This window comes from Sphingobium sp. L-44 (genome assembly GCF_056859495.1).
Genome location: NZ_JBSXOQ010000088.1, coordinates 1 through 17,478 on the forward strand (window position 1 = coordinate 1; position 17,478 = coordinate 17,478).

The window sequence follows — 17,478 nt, forward strand, 5'->3', positions numbered from 1 at the left end:
CGTGTGACGTGTGGTAACTCCACCTTACCGATGAGCCCGGTGGCCACCGAGTTCGAAATCGCATGGGGTTGGGCATGCCCAACCCCATGCGATCACCTCAATCTACACCGGAAATTACACCACGAGCGCGGACGCTAACAGGCTTTTCGTCATGGGGTGGATCGCCAAACCGGGTTCTGCGGAAGACCGCCTAAATCAGTGGCTAGTTCGGAAGAACTTAGCCCCGGTCTTTTTGGCATTCTCGGTTTTAGAGAGCGGATTGTTTTTCTGGCTGGCTGTTCGCAGGGCTGGCGCTTTCTAATGCTTTTGCCGCTCGCCTACGCCATTGGAGCTTTCATAACCGGCGTCGTGTTATGGAGGTCGAAAGCCCCTTCATCGGCTCTATAGATAGCGACATATTTTTTCGTAGGGCTGCCGGTAATCAAGATGGTTCTGAACAGCGGTATCATTAGCGAAGTGGTTGCATTTTTCTCCTAGCGCCAATGCGTCATCACCCGTTCCAGCGGCGATGCCCGGATCGACCGGATCATGTGCGCGATGCTCAGCGCCTGCGTGCGCGAAGGCGTCAGCGATCCGGCCGGTGGCAAGGCCTGCATCAACGCCAAGATCGCCAGTTTCGAGGATGAGGTCGTGCCGGTGCCCGCGCCGGCCGCCGTCGCCGCCATGGCCGGCCCGCCTCCAGCCGCCCCGTCCCCGACCCCGCCCGACCAACCGCCCGCCCCGCCAAAAGGGCCGCCGATCATCGTCACTGGCCGCCCCAACCCGATCCTCGCGGGCCAATGGGCGTTCAGCCAGCACCAGACCGTGATCCGCGATTTCAGCGCCCGCACCCTGCCGATCCGCACCTGGAACCTGTGCATCCCCGACGGCACGATCGACGCGACGATCGAAACCATGCTGGACGACAGTTTCGCCGGCCCCGGCACGTCCAGCTATTGCCGGCAATGGAAACTGGACGGCGACGGTGCCGCCATACACGGCAATCAGCGCTGCTGGCTCGGGCCGGGGGTGCGGATGCAGGGCAAGCTGGAAGGCGAAATCGGCCCGCGCAGTGTCGAGATAAAACGCAACATCCGCCTGTTCGAGGTCAATAGCGCGCCCGCCCGCGATCTGGGCAGCCCCATGGGCGGCGACGCAGAATTTCTCATGTCGATCACCGGCACCCGCGTCGGCAATTGCAGGCCCCGGCGCTGAGCGCACCAGACCGCGGCGTCGCAAAATCGGCAGTGGTTCCGATCGCGCCTTGCCATTCCGGCAAGCCAGTGCATAGGCGCCACAAGGAAATGTTCCGCTGGGCCACAGAGGGCGTCTCCCACCATTGGTTCTGAATCCATCCGGAAGGGGGACAATATTTTGCGTTATTCCGCTTTGGTGATCGTCTTTTTCACGACGTCGGCGCTGGCCCAGACCGGCAGCATCATCGACCATCGGGCTGCCAACATCCCGGCGGGAAAGACGCTCGGCATCGCCGAAAAGCGCCATATCATGCAGGATTTCGCCGCCTGCACGGTCCGGCGTTGGCGCCATGGCGTGGAACGCTATCTCGACACCATGCCGGAATCGGTCGAGGCCCAGACAATGGGCGCGCGGCTGGCGACGGAGGACTGCCTGATCAGCGGTCAGATGCAATTTCAGGAAGCCCTCTATCGCGCCGCCGCTTATGAGGCGATGTATCGCGTCGCCTTCGCGCGTCAGGGCGTGTCCGATTTCACGTCCGTGCCGCCGATCGATTATGCGCAACCAGGCGCGCCCACGGACGAAGCGGCATCCGCACGGGCAACCCTGCGCCGCCTGGCCGACTGCGCCGTCCGCCACGGCCCGCTCGAAGCGCGCGCGCTCATCCTCTCGCCGATCGGCGGACCGGACGAAAGCGCCGCCTTCGCCGCCGTCACGCCGATGGTTTCGGCCTGCATGCCCGCCGACGCCACGGTCAATTTCTCGAAGATCAGCCTGCGCGGTTATGTTGGCGAGGCGCTCTATCGCCTGTCGATGGCGGCGCGGGGCGCCAGCGCCCCGCCATCCTGAGGATGCGACCGGCCACGCCAGACCACGCCAGCACCATAGGGCAAGCCCTGCGCAATTGGCCGCCATGCTTTCCAAGCCCGGCGGATCGATATAATATCGCGCGTACAAATCCGCCGTCCCGTCATCGGTCTCGCGCCAATATGGGACTGGAGAAGGATCGACCGTCATGGCCAATCGCTATGGAACCAAGAATAACAATATTCTGAGCGGCACCACCGGTCGCGACCGGATCGTCGGGCGCGGCGGCAATGACATTCTCTACGGCCGCGGCGGCCGGGACGTGCTGCTCGGCGGATCGGGTGGAGACCGCATCCATCTCGGCATTGCCAGCCGCTATTCGGACGTGTTCGGCAGCCGGATCGACGGTGGCGAGGGCACCGACCTCGCTTATCTCTACCTCAGCGAAATGACGCAGAAGCTGAAGATCCTGCCCAATTTCGAACGCATCACCGCCGATGCGGGCGACGGCACGGCCCCCCGCACCCTGGTCACGATCCACGGCATCGAAGTGCTGATCGCCTATCTGGGCACGGGCGACGATTATGTCCTGCTCGGCCCTCGCGAGGCGATCATCCGGGCCGGCGATGGCAGGGACAGGCTGATCGGCGGCGACATGCACGACGATTTCAGGGGCGATGGCGGCGACGACGTGCTGTTCGGCCGGGGCGGCGGCGACAGTCTGGATGGCGGCGCGGGCACGGATCTCATCCTTGGCGGCGCCGGCGCGGACGACATTGTCGGCGCCGACGGTGCCGATCGCCTATATGGCGGCGATGATCGCGATACGCTCTCGGGTGGCAACGGCGATGATCGCATCCATGGCGATGCCGGCGATGACATACTCTATGGCGGGTCGGACGCGGACATAATGTTCGGCGACGACGGCGCCGATATCCTGTGGGGCGAATGGGGCGACGACCGGCTCTATGGCGGCCTCGGCGCCGATCGCCTGCTCGGCGGCGCCGGCAAGGATCGCTTTGTCTGGCGCGACCTGGCCGAAGGCGGCGATACCGTCCGCGATTTCGAACAGGGCGTGGATCGGCTGGTCGTGGCCGGCCGCGCCGTGGGTGGCCTGACCAGCGTGGACGACAGCAATTTTTCCAGCAATGCCACCGGCGTGGCAATCGATGCCAATGATCGATTCCTCTATGCGCAGGACAGCAGGATGCTGTTCTTCGATCCCGATGGCAGCGGCGCGGCCCCCGCCACGCTGATTGCCCAAATTCAGTTCAACGTCGGCATCCAGCTTTACGCCAGCGACATCGTCATTGGATGAAGCCGGCGTCGCGAAGGCGCACCCGCCAGCGAAGGCCAAACCCATAACCAATCGATTATCGGATTTCGTCCATCTGTTCCCTGGCAGCTTTGGCTTCGGCGCAAAATAACTTCGCCTCCCGGCAGCGCCGCTCCATCTTCTCGACGGCCTCCTTCCATTGCTGCAAAACATAGGGGTCTCCCACGATCGAGGGAGAGAATATCCGCCTGCCCGATGGCGGCGATGCCGGCGCGCCCGACGACATGGCAGAAGGCGCCGCCTCCTGCCGATGCGCCGCGCGCTGCGACACCCCTATGCCCAGCAGGAAAAAGCCCGCCGCCCCCAGCACCAGCCCGCATCCGGTCAGCATGCGCCTGGCCTGGTTCATGATCGTTCTCCGCCGCTCGCCCTGCGCCCTATTTCACGAACCACCTATTTTACGAACCGCTTGAAGAAGCTGTCGCTGTTCCAGCTCGGCCGCGTGTCCGCATTGGCGACACGCAGCGTCACCGCGGTCACATAATCGTTCAGCTTCGCCGTCTCGGCCGGCATCACCGGCTGGTTCGCGTCGTCGAAGGGCGAATGATAGATGTTCGCGCGCCAGGCCTTCTCCACCGTCGCTTCCGGCGTTCCGGCCTTGAAGCCATATTTGAAGAACAGCGCCGGTATCCCCTCGCGGATGAAGGCATATTGGTCGGACCGGATGAAGACGTTGCGGTCGGGGAAGGGATCGGGCGTGATCGGCAGGCCCATCGCGTCGCTCACCGCCGCCGCATCCTGGCCCAGGCTGCTCTGGTCATAGCCGACCGGGGTCACGCTGGTCAGCTTGAAGATCGGCAGCGCCATGTCGAAATTGAGGTCGGCGACGATGCTCTTGCTCGGCACGGTCGGCCGCCGCGCGAAATAGCGCGATCCCAGCAGGCCCTTTTCCTCGCCGGTGACGATGGTGAACAGGATGGAGCGTTTCGGCTTCACCTTGCCAGCCTTCAACGCCTTGGCGATCTCGATCAGGCTGGCGACGCCCGACGCATTGTCCAGCGCGCCATTATAGATGGCGTCGCTCTTGATCGGCGTGCCGACGCCATAGCCGTCCAGATGCGCCGACAGCACGACATAGTCCTTGGCCAGCTTGGGGTCGCTGCCCGGCATCACCGCCACCAGATTGGGCGAGGACAAGGCCACCCGCTTGGCCGCGACCGCCGCCTTGAGCCGCAGCGTCAGCGGGAAGCTGGCGACCGGCTTCGACGCATCGGCGGCCGCCGCGATCGCGGCGAAATCCTGGCCGCTGCCGGCGAACAGGTCGGCCGACCGGGCCGGGTCGAACTGGGCATTGAGGAAGGGCGTCTGCGTGTCGCGCATCGCCACATCCTCATAATAGACCGCCGGCGCGCTCGCCAGCGCCTTGCGCCGGTCCCAGGGGATCTCGACCTGCCCCGGCGTCACCAGGCTGATCATGCCGACCGCCCCCTGCGCCGCCAGCCAGTGGCCCCGTTCCGATCGGGCATGGGATTTGAGCGCGCCGCTGATCTCCGCCGGCCCGCCCGAAACGACCACCACGATCTTGCCCTTAAGGTCCAGCCCGGCAAAATCGTCATGGCCCACTTCGGGCAGATGCAGGCCATAGCCGGCAAACACCATCGGCGCGTCGATCGCGCCGGGCACCGGACCGCCGCTGCCGGAAAAGATGATGTCGCCCGGCACCGACAACGCCGTCTCGCCACTAGCGCCGACCAGGCTCGCCCTGCTCTCGCCCGACAGCACCGTCTGCTCGACAAAGGCGATCGGCTGCTTATAGCCCTCGACCCCGGCGGGTTTCAGCCCCAATGCCTGAAACTGGCCGATCACATAGTCGGCCGCCTTGTCATAGCCCGGCGTGCCGGTGCCGCGCCCCTGCATGTCGTCCGCCGCCAATATCTGGACATGGCGCCACCATGTCGCGCCGCGCGCCGCCAGATCATCCTCAGCCGGCGCGGCGCTGGCCGCCGCTCCCATCATCGCGACCAGCGGCAGGGCGGAAAACAGCTTGCGCATCGGTGGAATACCCTTCTTTTATCCTGCAGATATCATGCCTTATCCTGCCCGACGAACAAGGGGGCTTGGAACCGCCACGGCAAGAGTGTATTGTGGAGATAATACAGCATGGAGATAATGATGCCGCGCCTGCCCCTGTCCCACCACCTGCCCCGTCACCTGACCCTCGCCACCCTGCTCGCCATCGGCCTTGCCACCAGCGCCTGCTCGCGCGGCAACGACCATCAGTCCGGCGGCGGCAACGGCGACTCCCCGGCCGCCGCCAGCACCCCGCAGGACTGGGCAAAGCTCAGCCAGTTCAGCCGCATCGACGTGACCGGACCTGACAATGTCGTCGTCACCATCGGCCCCAAATTCTCGGTCACCGCCGATGGCGATCCCAAGTCGGTCGCCCTGCTCGACATCCGAGTGAAGGCCGACACGCTCCAGATCGGCCGCAAGTCCGAAGGCATGTGGAACAAGGTCGACGGCGGCAAGGGCGCGACCATCCATGTCACCCTGCCCGCGATCCGCGCGATCGACGTCACCGGCTCGGGCGACTTCACCCTCGACAAGGCGGAAGGGACCGAACTCGCCCTCTCGCTCACCGGCTCGGGCGATCTCGACATCAGCCAGGTGAAGCTTGGCAGCCTCAAGGCGGAAATCACCGGATCGGGCAGCATCACCCTCGCCGGCACCGCCGATCAGGGCGAATTGTCGATCACCGGCACCGGCGACATCGACGCCGCCGGGCTGAAGCTCGGCCGTGCCGCTGCCGAAGTCATGGGCACCGGCGACATGGACTTTGCCTCCGACGGTCCGGTCGCTATCAAGATCATGGGCACCGGCGACGTCAAGGTGAAGGGCAAGGCGCAATGCACGACAAACACGATGGGACCGGGCGAGGCGCATTGCGGCCCCTGATGCTGGCAGCGGCGGCGGCACTGGTCGGGGCTTCCCCCGCCGGCGCCGCCACCCGCGGCTATACCATCACCAGCTTCGACCAGATCCGCGTCGATGCGCCGGTCACGGTCATCATCACCACCGGCACCGGCGTCTCGGCGCGGGCGGAGGGGGACCAGCGCGCGCTCGACCGGCTGCGCGTCGATGTCTCGGGCCGGCTCGCCATCATCTCGATGGAGCGGCCCGAACCGGGTGAAAAGGGTCTTGGCCCCGCGACCATCCGCCTCTCCACCGGCGAAGTGAACCGCGTCGTCCTGACCGGCGGCGGCGCCGTCGCGGTCAGCGCGATGAAGGGCCTCAATGGCGAGATCGTCCAGGGCGGCAATGGCGATGTCAGCGTCACCTCGCTCCAGCTCGACAATCTCCAGGTCACGCTCGCCGGCGGTGGCCGCACCACGCTCGCCGGCACCGCCGGCGTCGCCAATCTGCGCATCAGCGGCCCCGGCGCGATCGTCGCCGACCATCTGGTCGCGCGCCAGGCCGCGATCCTCAACGACGGCTCGGGCAATGTCGCCCTCACCGCCAACGGCCCGGTCAGCATCCGCTCGACCGGATCAGGCGATGTCAGCGTCACCGGCCGGCCGATCTGCACCGTCGAAAATCAAGGCACCGGCCGCATCCAGTGCGGCACCGAGGGCTTCTGACCGGCGCGGCGGCGGATCAACCTGCCGGAACATTGCCATGCTTATGGAAGTCTTTACCCTGCCCGCGCTAGTCAGGGCGACCTGACCCCAACCGGACCTTCCTCCATGCGCCCAGCCCTCGCCCTGCCCGTCCTTGCCGCCCTGTTGCTGGCCCAGCCGGCTGCGGCCCAGGTGGCGGCGCCCGACAGCGGCGACACCGGCTGGATGATCGCCTGCGCCCTGTTGCTGCTGCTTGCCGCGCTGCCGGGCCTGATGCTGCGTCATGCGGGGCTTGCCAATGTCCGCCACGGGCTTGCCGCGATGGCCCAGACGCTGGTCGCTGGCGCGACGATCCTGCTCGGCTGGGGTATTGCCGGCTACAGCCTTGCCTATGCGCCGGGCAGCGAATGGCTGGGCGGCGGCAGCAATCTGCTGCTCGCCAATCTCGCCCCGCTGCGCGACGGCCTCACCGTGCCCGAATCCGCCTTCGTCCTGTTCCAGATGGGCTTTGCCGTGCTGGCTGGGGCGATATCCGTCGGCGCGATCGCCGGCCGCGCCCGCCTTGGCTGGGTTGCCGCCTTCGCGCCGCTCTGGCTGCTGCTGGTCTTCGCCCCGATCACCCACTGGATGTGGGGCGGCGGCTGGCTGGCCCAGCTTGGCGCGATGGACTTTGCCGGCGGCCTGGTCGTCCATGTCCTGGCCGGCTTTTCCGCCCTTGCCCTGGCCCTCGTCGCCGGGCGCCCCCGCGATGCCCAGGGTGGCGGCCATGCCCATATCCTCGCCATCGCCGGCGGTGCGCTCTTCTGGGTCGGCTATGCCGGTGCGGTCGGCGGCTGGGCGCTGGGCGCCACCGACGATGCCGCCACCGCCATCCTCAACCTCTTCTTCGCCGCCTGCGCCGCCAGTCTCGGCTGGGCACTGGTCGACCGGCTGCTCGGCGCCCATGCCAGCGCCACCGGCCTGCTGTCCGGCGCCATTGCCGGCCTCGCCGCCATTTCCGCATCGGCCGCCCTGGTCGGCACCGGCGGGGCGATGCTGATCGGCCTCGCCGCAGCGATCATCGCCCGCATCGGCGCCGGCTTCGCCAGCGCCTGGATCGACGATCCCGCCCATATCTTCGCCATCCATGGCCTGGGCGGCGCGACCGGCGCGCTGCTGCTTCCGCTGTTCGTCCTGCCGCTGCTCGGCGGGGTCGGGTTCGACGCCGGCATCACCCCCACCGCCAGCCTGCTCGCCCAGGCGATCGGCCTGGTCGTGATTGCACTCTGGGCGCTGGTCGGCACCGCCATCGCCGCGCTGATCGTCTCGATCCTGGTGCCGCTGCGCGCCACGCCCCAGGCCGAAGCCGATGGCCCGGACGCCGTCGAGCATGGCCAGCAGGGCTGGGACTTCCGCTGATCCCGCCATGGCCGTCGCCGTCGCCATCTTCGCCCATCAGGAGGAACGCCGGATCGCCGGCTGCCTCGGCTCGCTGCCGCTCGACCGCCCGGACACCATCTTCCATGTGCTGGTGAACGGCACCACCGACCGCACCGTGGCGCGTGCCCGCGCCGCCGCCGCCGGCCGCGCCCATGTGATCGTCCATGACATCACCGCTGGCGGCAAGTCGCGCACCTGGAACCATTTCGTCCATCACCTGCTCACCGGCACGGAGGATGCCGTCATCTTCCTCGACGGCGATGCCCAGATCGCGGCCGGATCGATCGACGCGCTGGTGGCAGACCTTGCCGCCCACCCCCAGGCCAACGCCGCTGCCGGCATGCCGGTCAATGGCCGGGAAGTGGAAACCTATCGCCGCAACCTGCGGATCGAGCGCGGCATCTTCGGCGATCTCTATGCCCTGTCCGGCCGCTTCGTCGCCGCCATCCGCGCGAGCGGCCTGCGCCTGCCCGACGATCTGGTCGGCGATGACGGGCTGGTCGCCTCCTGGGCGCATACCGATCTGGCAAGCGATGCCGACTGGCAATTGGAGCGGGTGCTGGCCTGCGAAGGCGCCGGCTTCGCCTGCGAACCGGTCGGCCTCACCCGGCCGCTCACCTGGCGGATGCATTACAAGCGGCTGATCAACTATTCGGTCCGCTATTATCAAAACCGCATCGTCTCCGACATCATGAGCCGGGTCGGCCCCGCCGGCCTGCCGCGCGAACTGGTCAGCCTCTATCCCAACTGGCTGCCGCGCTGGCGCCCCCGTCCCGGCCCGATCGGCTGGTTCGACCGCAAGGGCCTCGCCCGGATGAAAGCACGGGTCGCAGCGACAAAAAAAGCGTGACCGGCCGGGCCGATCACGCTTCCCATTTTGCAAGGCCGTCGGCCAGGATCAGCGATCCCGCGCCGCCAGCTCCTTGTTGACGTAGAGCGCCACCATCGTCGCGACCGCGCCCGACAGCAGGTAGATGCCCGATGCGGCCAGACCGAACTTCACCGACAGCAGCAGCGCCAGCAGCGGCGCGAAGCCGGCACCGACCAGCCAGGCCAGATCCGACGTCAGCGCCGAACCGGTATAGCGCGCCTCGGTCGCGAAGTTGGAGGCCACCACACCCGACGACTGGCCGAACGCCAGGCCCAGCAGCATGAAGCCCAGGATCATGAAGGCGACCTCGCCCAGATCCCCGCCATTGAGCAGCAGCGGCGCCACCACCGCGAAGATCGCGATGCCCAGAGCCGACCAGCCGAGCAGCGAGCGACGACCAATCTGGTCGGCGATGAAGCCCGACACCACGATCGCCAGCAGGCCGACCGATGCGCCGATCATCTCGATCACCAGGAAGCGATCGATCGGCTGATCGGTGAACAGCACCACCCAGCTGAGCGGAAACACCGTAACCATGTGGAACAGGGCAAAGCTCGCCAGCGGCGCGAACGCACCGATGATGATGTTGCGCCCTTCCGCCTTGACCGTCGGCAACACCTGCGACGGCACCAGATCCTTCTGCTCGAACAGACGCTCGAACTCATGCGTCACCACGATGCGCAGCCGGGCAAACAGCGCCACGACGTTGATCGCGAAGGCGACGAAGAAGGGATAGCGCCAGCCCCAGTCGAGGAAGTCCGCTTCCGACAGCGTCAGCAGGAAGAAGGCGAACAGACCGCTCGCCACCAGCAGCGCCAGCGGCGCGCCGAGCTGCGGCACCATCGCATACCAGCCACGCTGGTGCGGCGGCGCGTTGAGCGACAGCAACGACGCCAGGCCATCCCATGTCCCGCCCAGCGCAATGCCCTGCGCCGCGCGCAGGATCACCAGAACGACAGCGGCATAGTGGCCAATCGTCGCATAACCGGGCATAAAGGCGATCGCCGCGGTCGACCCGCCCAGCAGGAACAGGGCCGCCGTCAATTTGGTCCCGCGGCCATAGCGCCGGTCGATCGCCATGAAGATCAGCGACCCGATCGGACGCGTGATGAAGGCGACGGCGAAGATCGCGAAGGAATAGAGCGTGCCCGTCAGGGCATCGACATAGGGAAAGACCAGGTTCGGAAAAACGATAACCGAAGCAATGGCGTAAACGAAGAAGTCGAAAAATTCGGAGGTGCGGCCAATGATCACACCAATGGAGATGTCTCCCGGTGCAATGCTGTGGTCGCGTGCATTGATTTTGCGCGCATCATCCTCAAGCGAACTGGAGGTGAAGGCAATGGCCTGTGAAGTCATAGGCATCCGCTCCCTGGCTGGGCCGACGGTGCCTGTTTTGGGTCTCCCGACGGCCAGAGAATGGCAACATAACAGAAAACCCACAGAGTCTAAGCAGTATCCCACATGTGAAACATTTTTTGCGTCCGCACATAATTGGACAAATTGCCCACTATCGCATGGCGTGCGGAATCGGTAACCGCGCGCCATGTCACACCCTCTCTCACCCAACTGGAGCCGGCTTCTGCGCTGGTCCTCCGCGATCCTTGCGGCGCCGCTGGCGGGCTGCAACTGGGTCGTGATGAACCCGTCGGGCGACATTGCGGTGCAGCAGCGCGATCTGATCCTGATCTCGACCGCGCTGATGCTCCTCATTGTCATCCCCGTCATGGCACTGGTCGTCTATTTCGCCTGGCGTTACCGCGCCGCGAACAAGGCGGTCGAAAAGGAATATGACCCCGACTGGGATCATTCCACCAAGCTGGAGCTGCTGATCTGGTCGGCCCCGCTCCTCATCATCATCTGCCTGGGCGCGCTGACCTGGGTGAGCACGCACAAGCTGGACCCCTATCGTCCGCTCGACCGCATCGACGCGCAGACCGCGATCGATCCCAAGGTCAAGCCGCTGGTCGTTCAGGTCGTGGCGCTCGACTGGAAATGGCTCTTCATCTATCCCGAACAGGGTATCGCCACCGTCAACGAAATGGCGTTGCCGACCAATGTTCCGGTCCGTTTCGACATCACTGCCTCGACCGTGATGAACAGCTTCTATATCCCTGAACTCGCCGGCCAGATCTATGCGATGCCCGGCATGAAGACGCAGCTCCACGCCGTGGCCAACAAGCCGGTCACCGGCACCGGCTTCTCCGCCAACTATTCGGGCGCGGGCTTCACCCACATGCGCTTCGGCTACAAGGCGCTGGACCAGGCCGGCTTCGACGCCTGGGTCGCCAAGGTGAAGGCCAGCAATGCGTCGCTCGACCGCAATGTCTATCTGAACCTGGCCAAGCCCAGCGAAAAGGCGCCCGTCGCCTATTTCTCGGCCGCCGATGCCAAGCTGTTCGACGCGGTCGTCAATCTCTGCCCCAAGCCCGGCCAGCGTTGCATGGGCGAGCTGATGCACATCAACCAGATGGGCGGCGCGGGCAAGGAGTCGGCCAAGGAGACCGAAGGCCTCCAGTACGACTTCCCCAACAGCCATGTGATCGACCAGACCGATCGCAACGAGGGCAAGGAAACCGCCCCCGATGCGCCCGGTGCCGAAAAGGCCCCGGCCGATCACTCCTCTCACAGCGGCGCTGACGCGCACGCGCAGCATCGGTAAGAGACATGACCGGTACACTCACAACAGCACAGATGATCTTCGGTCGTCTGACATGGGACGCGTTCCCATGGCATGAACCCATCGTCGTCGCGACATTCTGCGCGGTGGTGCTGGGCGGCGCGGCCGTCGTTGCGGCGCTGACCTATTTCAAGCTCTGGGGCTATCTCTGGAAGGAATGGTTCACCAGCGTGGACCACAAGAAGATCGGCATCATGTACATGGTGCTCGGCCTCATCATGTTCCTGCGCGGCTTTGCCGACGCCGTCATGATGCGCCTCCAGCAGGCTCTCGCCTTCAACGGGTCCGAGGGTTACCTCAACGCCCATCATTATGACCAGGTGTTCACGGCGCACGGCGTGATCATGATCTTCTTCGTGGCGATGCCGTTCATCACTGGTTTGATGAACTATATCGTCCCGCTGCAGATCGGCGCCCGCGACGTCAGCTTCCCCTTCCTGAACAATTTCTCGTTCTGGATGACCACGGGCGGCGCGGTGCTGGTGATGGCCTCGCTGTTCCTGGGCGAATTCGCCCAGACCGGCTGGCTCGCCTATCCGCCGCTCTCGGGGATCGACTATAGCCCGGCCACGGGTGTCGACTATTATATCTGGGCCCTGCAGGTGGCAGGCGTCGGCACGACATTGTCGGGCATCAACCTGATCGCGACCATCGTGAAGATGCGCGCGCCGGGCATGTCCCTCATGAAGATGCCGGTGTTCACCTGGACCTCGCTCTGCGCGAACATCCTGATCGTCGCTTCCTTCCCGATCCTGACCGCCACGCTGGTCCTGCTGTCGCTCGACCGCTATGCCGGCACCAACTTCTTCACGAACGACTTCGGCGGCAACCCGATGATGTACGTGAACCTGATCTGGATCTGGGGTCACCCGGAAGTCTACATCCTCATCCTGCCGCTGTTTGGCGTCTTCTCGGAAGTCACCTCGACCTTCTCGGGCAAGCGCCTGTTCGGCTACACCTCGATGGTCTACGCGACCTGCTGCATCATGGTGCTCTCCTACCTCGTGTGGCTGCACCACTTCTTCACCATGGGCTCGGGCGCCAGCGTCAACAGCTTCTTCGGCATCACGACGATGATCATCTCGATCCCGACGGGTGCGAAGCTCTTCAACTGGCTCTTCACCATGTATCGCGGCAAGATCCGTTTCGAGCTGCCGATGATGTGGACCGTCGCCTTCATGCTGACCTTCACGGTCGGCGGCATGACCGGCGTCCTGCTCGCCGTTCCGCCGGCGGACTTCGTGCTGCACAACTCGCTGTTCCTGATCGCGCACTTCCATAACGTGATCATCGGCGGCGTGCTGTTCGGCCTGTTCGCGGCGATCAACTACTGGTGGCCCAAGGCCTTCGGCTTCAAGCTGAACGTCTTCTGGGGCAAGGTCAGCTTCTGGTGCTGGCAGGTCGGCTTCTGGCTCGCCTTCACCCCGCTGTACATCATGGGCCTGATGGGCGTGACCCGCCGCATGCGCGTGTTCGACGATCCGTCGCTGCAGATCTACTTCGTCATCGCCGCGATCGGCGCCGCCATCGTCGCGGCCGGCATTGGTGCGATGCTGCTCCAGTTCGCCATCTCCATCTGGAAGCGCGACGAACTGAAGGTCGAAGGCGATCCGTGGGATGGCCGTACCCTGGAATGGGCGACCAGCTCGCCGCCGCCGGAGTATAATTTCGCCTTCACGCCGGTCGTCTATGACGCCGACAGCTGGGCGGACATGAAGAAGAATGGCTATCAGCGTCCGCTGACCGGCTATCAGGCGATCCACATGCCCAGCAGCACCGGCGCCGGCGTCATCCTTGCCGCCCTGTCGACGCTCTGCGGCTTCGCACTGATCTGGTACATCTGGTGGCTCGCGGGCCTCAGCTTCATCGGCATCGTCGCGGTCGCCATCGGCCACACCTTCAACTACAAGCGCGACTTCTACATCCCCGTCGAGGATGTGACGCGCACCGAGGAAGAGCGCACGCGAATCCTCGCCGCTGGAGTCTGACTGACATGAGCAGCGCAACTGCAACCACGGAACCTCGGGCATATCATTTGCCCGAGGAGCCGCACCTCCACGAAGGCCACAGCACCATGCTGGGCTTCTGGATGTACCTGATGAGCGACTGCCTCATCTTCGCCATCCTGTTCGCCACCTATGCCGTGCTCGGCGGCAGCTTCGCCGGCGGCCCCGGCCCGAAGGATCTGTTCGACCTGCCGCTCATCGCGCTCAACACCGCGATGCTGCTCTTCTCGTCGATCACCTACGGCTTCGCCATGCTGGCGATGGAAAAGAACCGGATCAGCGCCACCCAGGGCTGGCTGTTCGTCACCCTCCTGTTCGGCGGGGCGTTCCTGTTCATCGAACTCTACGAATTCTCGCACCTCATCCATGAAGGTGCGGGTCCGTGGCGTTCGGCCTTCCTGTCGGCCTTCTTCACCCTGGTCGGCACCCACGGCCTGCACGTCACCTTCGGCTCGATCTGGCTGATCACGCTGATGGTGCAGGTGGCCAAGAAGGGTCTGATCCCGGCCAACAAGCGTCGCCTGATGTGCCTGTCGATGTTCTGGCACTTCCTCGACGTCATCTGGATCGGCGTCTTCACCTTTGTCTATCTGATGGGAGTCCTGCGGTGAGCGACGCTGTCCATAGCCACGACGCCCACGGACATGGGCACGATCATCACGATGACCATCATGAAGAAGGATCGCATGGCAGCTTCGGCAGCTACATGATCGGCTTTGGCCTGTCGGTGATCCTGACGGCCATTCCCTTCTGGCTGGTGATGTCGGGCGTGCTGGGCAATCCCCAGCTGACCGGCATCGTCATCATGGCCTTCGCTGCGGTGCAGGTGATCGTCCACATGATCTACTTCCTGCACATGAACACCCGCGTCGAAGGCGGCTGGTCGTTCATGGCGATGATGCTGACCATCGTCCTGGTCGTCATCGTGCTGTCGGGTTCGATGTGGGTCATGTTCCACCTCAACGCGAACATGATGCCGCACGCCGACATGTCGGCGATGCACAATATGAGCGAGATGCCGTGACATCCGCGAAGATCGGGGGGCGCCGCCGGCGCTCCCCGCGCTTTACGATCGGCCTGACGCTGATCGCCCTCATCCTGTTTTCCGGTCTTTGCGCGCTCGGCAGCTGGCAAGTCTATCGCCTCGCCTGGAAGCGCGACCTGATCGCACGGGTCGACGCCCGCATCCATGCCGCGCCCGTCCCCGCCCCCCGCAGCATTACCAGCGACGACGAATATCGCCGCGTCACCGCATCGGGCCATTTCCTGCATGACAAGGCGGTGCTGACCCAGGCCGTCACCGTGCGCGGCCCCGGTTTCTGGGTGATGACGCCGCTGGTGACCGACGCCGGCTTCACCCTGATGGTCAATCGCGGCTTCGTGCCGCAGGACAATCGCACCCGCTACAGCCGCCCCCAAGGCACGGTCCAGATCGTCGGCCTGCTGCGCCTGACCGAGCCCAAGGGTGGTTTCCTGCGCAGCAATGATCCCGCCGCCGGCCGCTGGTATTCGCGCGATGTCGCCGCGATCGCCGCCGCGCAGCATGTCGCCCCGCCGGTCGCGGACTATTTCGTCGATGCCGGCGCCAATTGCGCGCCCGACACCGCGCCGGTCGGCGGCCTGACCGTCGTCCGCTTCCCCAACAACCATCTCCAATATGCCATCACCTGGTTCATACTGGCGGCGATGGTCGCAGGCGCCTACATCTTCCTCATGCGTCGGGATCCAGAAGACAGCGCGGAATGAGCGAGCCCCAAGCCGTCAGGCGCCGCTGGCTGCCCAGCCAGTGGCCCGCCGATGCCGCCGGTCGCAAGAATATGGCGCTGCTGATCCAGCTGCGCTGGATCGCGATCGCCGGGCAGCTGGTGACGATCCTGATCGTCCAGTTCCTGATGGGGGTGCGCCTGCCGCTCGCCCCGATGCTGCTGGTCGCGGCCGTCGCCGTGCTGGTCAACGCCGCCAGCTTCGCGGCGCTGCGCCCCCGGACCGACATCACCCGCGCCGAACTGTCGGTGTCGCTATTGTTCGACGTGCTGCTGCTGACCGCCCAGCTCTATCTGTCGGGCGGCGCGACCAATCCCTTCGTCTCGCTCTATCTGCTCCAGGTTGCGCTTGGCGTGCTGCTGCTCGACCGGGCGAGCGCCTGGGGCATCACTGCCGTTTCGGCGCTGTGCGCCGGCCTGCTGGCGCTCGACTATCGCCCGCTCGACCTGAGCGACCGGCTGGCGGGCCGGCTGTTCGACCTGCACATCATCGGCACCTGGATCTGCTTCACCATGATCGCGGTGCTGCTGGTGCTGTTCATCACCCGGATCAACCGCAACCTTCAGGCGCGCGAAGCCTATCTGGCCAGCATGCGCCAGCATGCGGCTGAGGAAGAACATATCGTCCGCATGGGTCTGCTCGCCTCAGGCGCCGCACATGAACTGGGCACCCCCCTCGCCCAGCTCGCCGTGGTGCTGGGCGACTGGCGCCGCATGCCCGAAATCACCGAGCATCCCGCCCTGGTCGAGGAAGTGGGCGAGATGCAGAGCGCAGTCCTGCGCTGCAAGGCGATCGTCACCGGCATTCTCCTCTCCTCGGGCGAGGCGCGCGGCGAGGCACCGGCCGTCACCAATGTGCGCGACTTCATCGAGGGCATTGCCGCCGAATGGCGCCGCGCCAATCCGGGTATGCCGCTGCGCTGCGACTTCGGTCCGCATGACTATCCGCGCATCATCGCCGACCCGGTGATCCGCCAGGCGGTCGGCAATCTGCTCGACAATGCGCGCGAGGCCGGCGCCACCTATATCGACCTGCTCGTCGGACGCGACAGCGCCTCGCTCAACATCGCCGTGCGCGACAATGGCAGCGGCTTTTCGCAGGCGATGCTGGAGGATTTCGGCAAGCCCTACCGATCCAGCAAGGGCAAGGAAGGCCATGGCCTCGGCCTTTTCCTTGTGGTCAATGTCGTGCGCAAGCTGGGCGGCAGCGTATCGGCCAGCAATGGCGCCGATGGCGGCGCGCTGATCCTGCTGCGCCTGCCGCTCGATACGGTCGCACTGGAAGAGGAAAGTGACAGCGAAGATGACGGCTGAACGGCTGCTGGTGATCGTCGAGGATGACGAGGCCTTTGCAAAGACCCTCAAACGTTCGTTCGAGCGGCGCGGCTATGACGTGCTGACTGCCGCCAGCCATGGCGCGCTGGAGGAGGTGCTCAAGGGCAACCGCCCCGGCTATGCCGTGGTCGACCTGAAGCTCGGCCCGGAATCGGGCCTGGTCTGCGTCCAGACGCTGCACGCCCATGATCCCGACATGCTGATCGTGGTGCTGACCGGCTTTGCCAGCATTGCCACTGCGGTCGAGGCGATCAAGCTTGGCGCGACCAACTATCTGGCAAAACCATCCAACACCGACGATATCGAGGCCGCCTTTGCCCGCTCGGGCGGCGACCCCGCCGCGCCGCTGGCGCCGCGCCCGACATCGATCAAGACGCTGGAATGGGAACATATCCATGAAGTGCTGAAGGATTGCGACTTCAACATCTCCGAAACCGCCCGGCGTCTGGGGATGCATCGCCGCACCCTCGCCCGCAAGCTGGCGAAACGCCAGGTCGGCTAATTTCGCGCGCGTCCATCAAGCCCCGT

The 17,478-nt window shown here is 65.3% G+C and carries 17 protein-coding genes; 14 read left to right on the forward strand and 3 right to left on the reverse strand.

Going from position 1 to position 17,478, the window contains the following annotated elements:
- Positions 1-528: 528 nt before the first annotated feature.
- The 3 genes from AC13EK_RS11360 to AC13EK_RS11370 all read left to right on the forward strand — a co-directional run bounded on the left by AC13EK_RS11360 (position 529) and on the right by AC13EK_RS11370 (position 3,301).
- Complete coding sequence (locus tag AC13EK_RS11360; RefSeq protein WP_277788074.1) at positions 529-1,194, forward strand: hypothetical protein; 666 nt, start codon at positions 529-531, stop codon at positions 1,192-1,194.
- Between the two features lie 159 nt (positions 1,195-1,353).
- Positions 1,354-2,025 carry a hypothetical protein gene (locus tag AC13EK_RS11365; protein WP_139149896.1) on the forward strand — a complete coding sequence of 224 codons (672 nt, stop codon included), beginning with the start codon at positions 1,354-1,356 and terminating at the stop codon, positions 2,023-2,025.
- Between the two features lie 166 nt (positions 2,026-2,191).
- Complete coding sequence (locus AC13EK_RS11370; protein ID WP_069335538.1) at positions 2,192-3,301, forward strand: calcium-binding protein; 1,110 nt, start codon at positions 2,192-2,194, stop codon at positions 3,299-3,301.
- Positions 3,302-3,356: 55 nt separating this feature from the next.
- Here the strand turns inward: AC13EK_RS11370 and AC13EK_RS11375 are convergent, their stop codons facing one another.
- Entirely contained in the window at positions 3,357-3,668 is a 312-nt protein-coding gene (locus AC13EK_RS11375; protein ID WP_069335539.1) for a hypothetical protein, read from the reverse strand.
- A 44-nt stretch (positions 3,669-3,712) separates the two neighbouring features.
- Positions 3,713-5,311 (reverse strand): M28 family metallopeptidase, encoded by a 1,599-nt coding sequence (locus AC13EK_RS11380; protein ID WP_069335540.1) that lies wholly within the window; start codon positions 5,309-5,311, stop codon positions 3,713-3,715.
- A 108-nt stretch (positions 5,312-5,419) separates the two neighbouring features.
- Between AC13EK_RS11380 and AC13EK_RS11385 the strand changes: the two genes are divergently transcribed.
- The 4 genes from AC13EK_RS11385 to AC13EK_RS11400 all read left to right on the forward strand — a co-directional run bounded on the left by AC13EK_RS11385 (position 5,420) and on the right by AC13EK_RS11400 (position 9,145).
- Positions 5,420-6,214: a head GIN domain-containing protein gene (locus AC13EK_RS11385; RefSeq protein WP_069335541.1), complete on the forward strand. Its 795-nt coding sequence runs from the start codon at positions 5,420-5,422 to the stop codon at positions 6,212-6,214.
- Positions 6,166-6,897 carry a GIN domain-containing protein gene (locus AC13EK_RS11390; protein ID WP_069335542.1) on the forward strand — a complete coding sequence of 244 codons (732 nt, stop codon included), beginning with the start codon at positions 6,166-6,168 and terminating at the stop codon, positions 6,895-6,897. Before AC13EK_RS11385 ends, AC13EK_RS11390 begins: the two co-directional genes overlap by 49 nt.
- Before the next feature lie 105 nt (positions 6,898-7,002).
- Positions 7,003-8,274 (forward strand): ammonium transporter, encoded by a 1,272-nt coding sequence (locus tag AC13EK_RS11395; protein ID WP_483022203.1) that lies wholly within the window; start codon positions 7,003-7,005, stop codon positions 8,272-8,274.
- Positions 8,275-8,281: 7 nt separating this feature from the next.
- Complete coding sequence (locus AC13EK_RS11400) at positions 8,282-9,145, forward strand: glycosyltransferase (RefSeq protein ID WP_069335544.1); 864 nt, start codon at positions 8,282-8,284, stop codon at positions 9,143-9,145.
- 48 nt (positions 9,146-9,193) lie between these two features.
- Here AC13EK_RS11400 and AC13EK_RS11405 read toward each other — a convergent pair whose 3' ends face one another.
- On the reverse strand, positions 9,194-10,525 hold the full coding sequence (locus AC13EK_RS11405; RefSeq protein WP_069335545.1) for an MFS transporter: 1,332 nt from the start codon (positions 10,523-10,525) through the stop codon (positions 9,194-9,196).
- Positions 10,526-10,712: 187 nt separating this feature from the next.
- Between AC13EK_RS11405 and cyoA the strand changes: the two genes are divergently transcribed.
- The 7 genes from cyoA to AC13EK_RS11440 are packed head-to-tail and all read left to right on the forward strand — an operon-like array spanning position 10,713 to position 17,452.
- Positions 10,713-11,828 carry a ubiquinol oxidase subunit II gene (gene cyoA / locus AC13EK_RS11410; RefSeq protein ID WP_026108879.1) on the forward strand — a complete coding sequence of 372 codons (1,116 nt, stop codon included), beginning with the start codon at positions 10,713-10,715 and terminating at the stop codon, positions 11,826-11,828.
- 5 nt (positions 11,829-11,833) lie between these two features.
- Positions 11,834-13,834 (forward strand): cytochrome o ubiquinol oxidase subunit I, encoded by a 2,001-nt coding sequence (gene cyoB / locus AC13EK_RS11415; RefSeq protein ID WP_004207841.1) that lies wholly within the window; start codon positions 11,834-11,836, stop codon positions 13,832-13,834.
- Between the two features lie 5 nt (positions 13,835-13,839).
- Positions 13,840-14,463, forward strand: a complete 624-nt coding sequence (gene cyoC / locus AC13EK_RS11420) for a cytochrome o ubiquinol oxidase subunit III (RefSeq protein ID WP_004207842.1) — start codon at positions 13,840-13,842, stop codon at positions 14,461-14,463.
- A complete protein-coding gene (gene cyoD, locus AC13EK_RS11425) occupies positions 14,460-14,876 on the forward strand; it encodes a cytochrome o ubiquinol oxidase subunit IV (protein ID WP_017499771.1) in 417 nt (138 codons plus the stop codon). The genes cyoC and cyoD overlap by 4 nt, the downstream gene beginning before the upstream one ends.
- Positions 14,873-15,598, forward strand: coding sequence for an SURF1 family protein (locus AC13EK_RS11430; RefSeq protein WP_069335546.1), 726 nt, complete (start codon positions 14,873-14,875; stop codon positions 15,596-15,598). The genes cyoD and AC13EK_RS11430 overlap by 4 nt, the downstream gene beginning before the upstream one ends.
- Entirely contained in the window at positions 15,595-16,929 is a 1,335-nt protein-coding gene (locus AC13EK_RS11435; protein WP_069335547.1) for an ATP-binding protein, read from the forward strand. Before AC13EK_RS11430 ends, AC13EK_RS11435 begins: the two co-directional genes overlap by 4 nt.
- Positions 16,919-17,452: a response regulator transcription factor gene (locus AC13EK_RS11440; protein WP_017499774.1), complete on the forward strand. Its 534-nt coding sequence runs from the start codon at positions 16,919-16,921 to the stop codon at positions 17,450-17,452. Before AC13EK_RS11435 ends, AC13EK_RS11440 begins: the two co-directional genes overlap by 11 nt.
- Positions 17,453-17,478 lie beyond the last annotated feature (26 nt).

Coding starts and splice junctions, on each gene's coding strand:
- cyoA (WP_026108879.1), top strand. CDS start 10,713: ATGTCACACCCTCTCTCACCCAACTGGAGCCGGCTTCTGCGCTGGTCC.
- cyoB (WP_004207841.1), top strand. CDS start 11,834: ATGACCGGTACACTCACAACAGCACAGATGATCTTCGGTCGTCTGACA.
- AC13EK_RS11385 (WP_069335541.1), top strand. CDS start 5,420: ATGGAGATAATGATGCCGCGCCTGCCCCTGTCCCACCACCTGCCCCGT.
- cyoC (WP_004207842.1), top strand. CDS start 13,840: ATGAGCAGCGCAACTGCAACCACGGAACCTCGGGCATATCATTTGCCC.
- AC13EK_RS11360 (WP_277788074.1), top strand. CDS start 529: ATGTGCGCGATGCTCAGCGCCTGCGTGCGCGAAGGCGTCAGCGATCCG.
- AC13EK_RS11440 (WP_017499774.1), top strand. CDS start 16,919: ATGACGGCTGAACGGCTGCTGGTGATCGTCGAGGATGACGAGGCCTTT.
- AC13EK_RS11400 (WP_069335544.1), top strand. CDS start 8,282: ATGGCCGTCGCCGTCGCCATCTTCGCCCATCAGGAGGAACGCCGGATC.
- AC13EK_RS11435 (WP_069335547.1), top strand. CDS start 15,595: ATGAGCGAGCCCCAAGCCGTCAGGCGCCGCTGGCTGCCCAGCCAGTGG.
- AC13EK_RS11375 (WP_069335539.1), bottom strand. CDS start 3,668: ATGAACCAGGCCAGGCGCATGCTGACCGGATGCGGGCTGGTGCTGGGG.
- AC13EK_RS11405 (WP_069335545.1), bottom strand. CDS start 10,525: ATGACTTCACAGGCCATTGCCTTCACCTCCAGTTCGCTTGAGGATGAT.
- AC13EK_RS11370 (WP_069335538.1), top strand. CDS start 2,192: ATGGCCAATCGCTATGGAACCAAGAATAACAATATTCTGAGCGGCACC.
- AC13EK_RS11395 (WP_483022203.1), top strand. CDS start 7,003: ATGCGCCCAGCCCTCGCCCTGCCCGTCCTTGCCGCCCTGTTGCTGGCC.
- AC13EK_RS11380 (WP_069335540.1), bottom strand. CDS start 5,311: ATGCGCAAGCTGTTTTCCGCCCTGCCGCTGGTCGCGATGATGGGAGCG.
- AC13EK_RS11390 (WP_069335542.1), top strand. CDS start 6,166: ATGCACGACAAACACGATGGGACCGGGCGAGGCGCATTGCGGCCCCTG.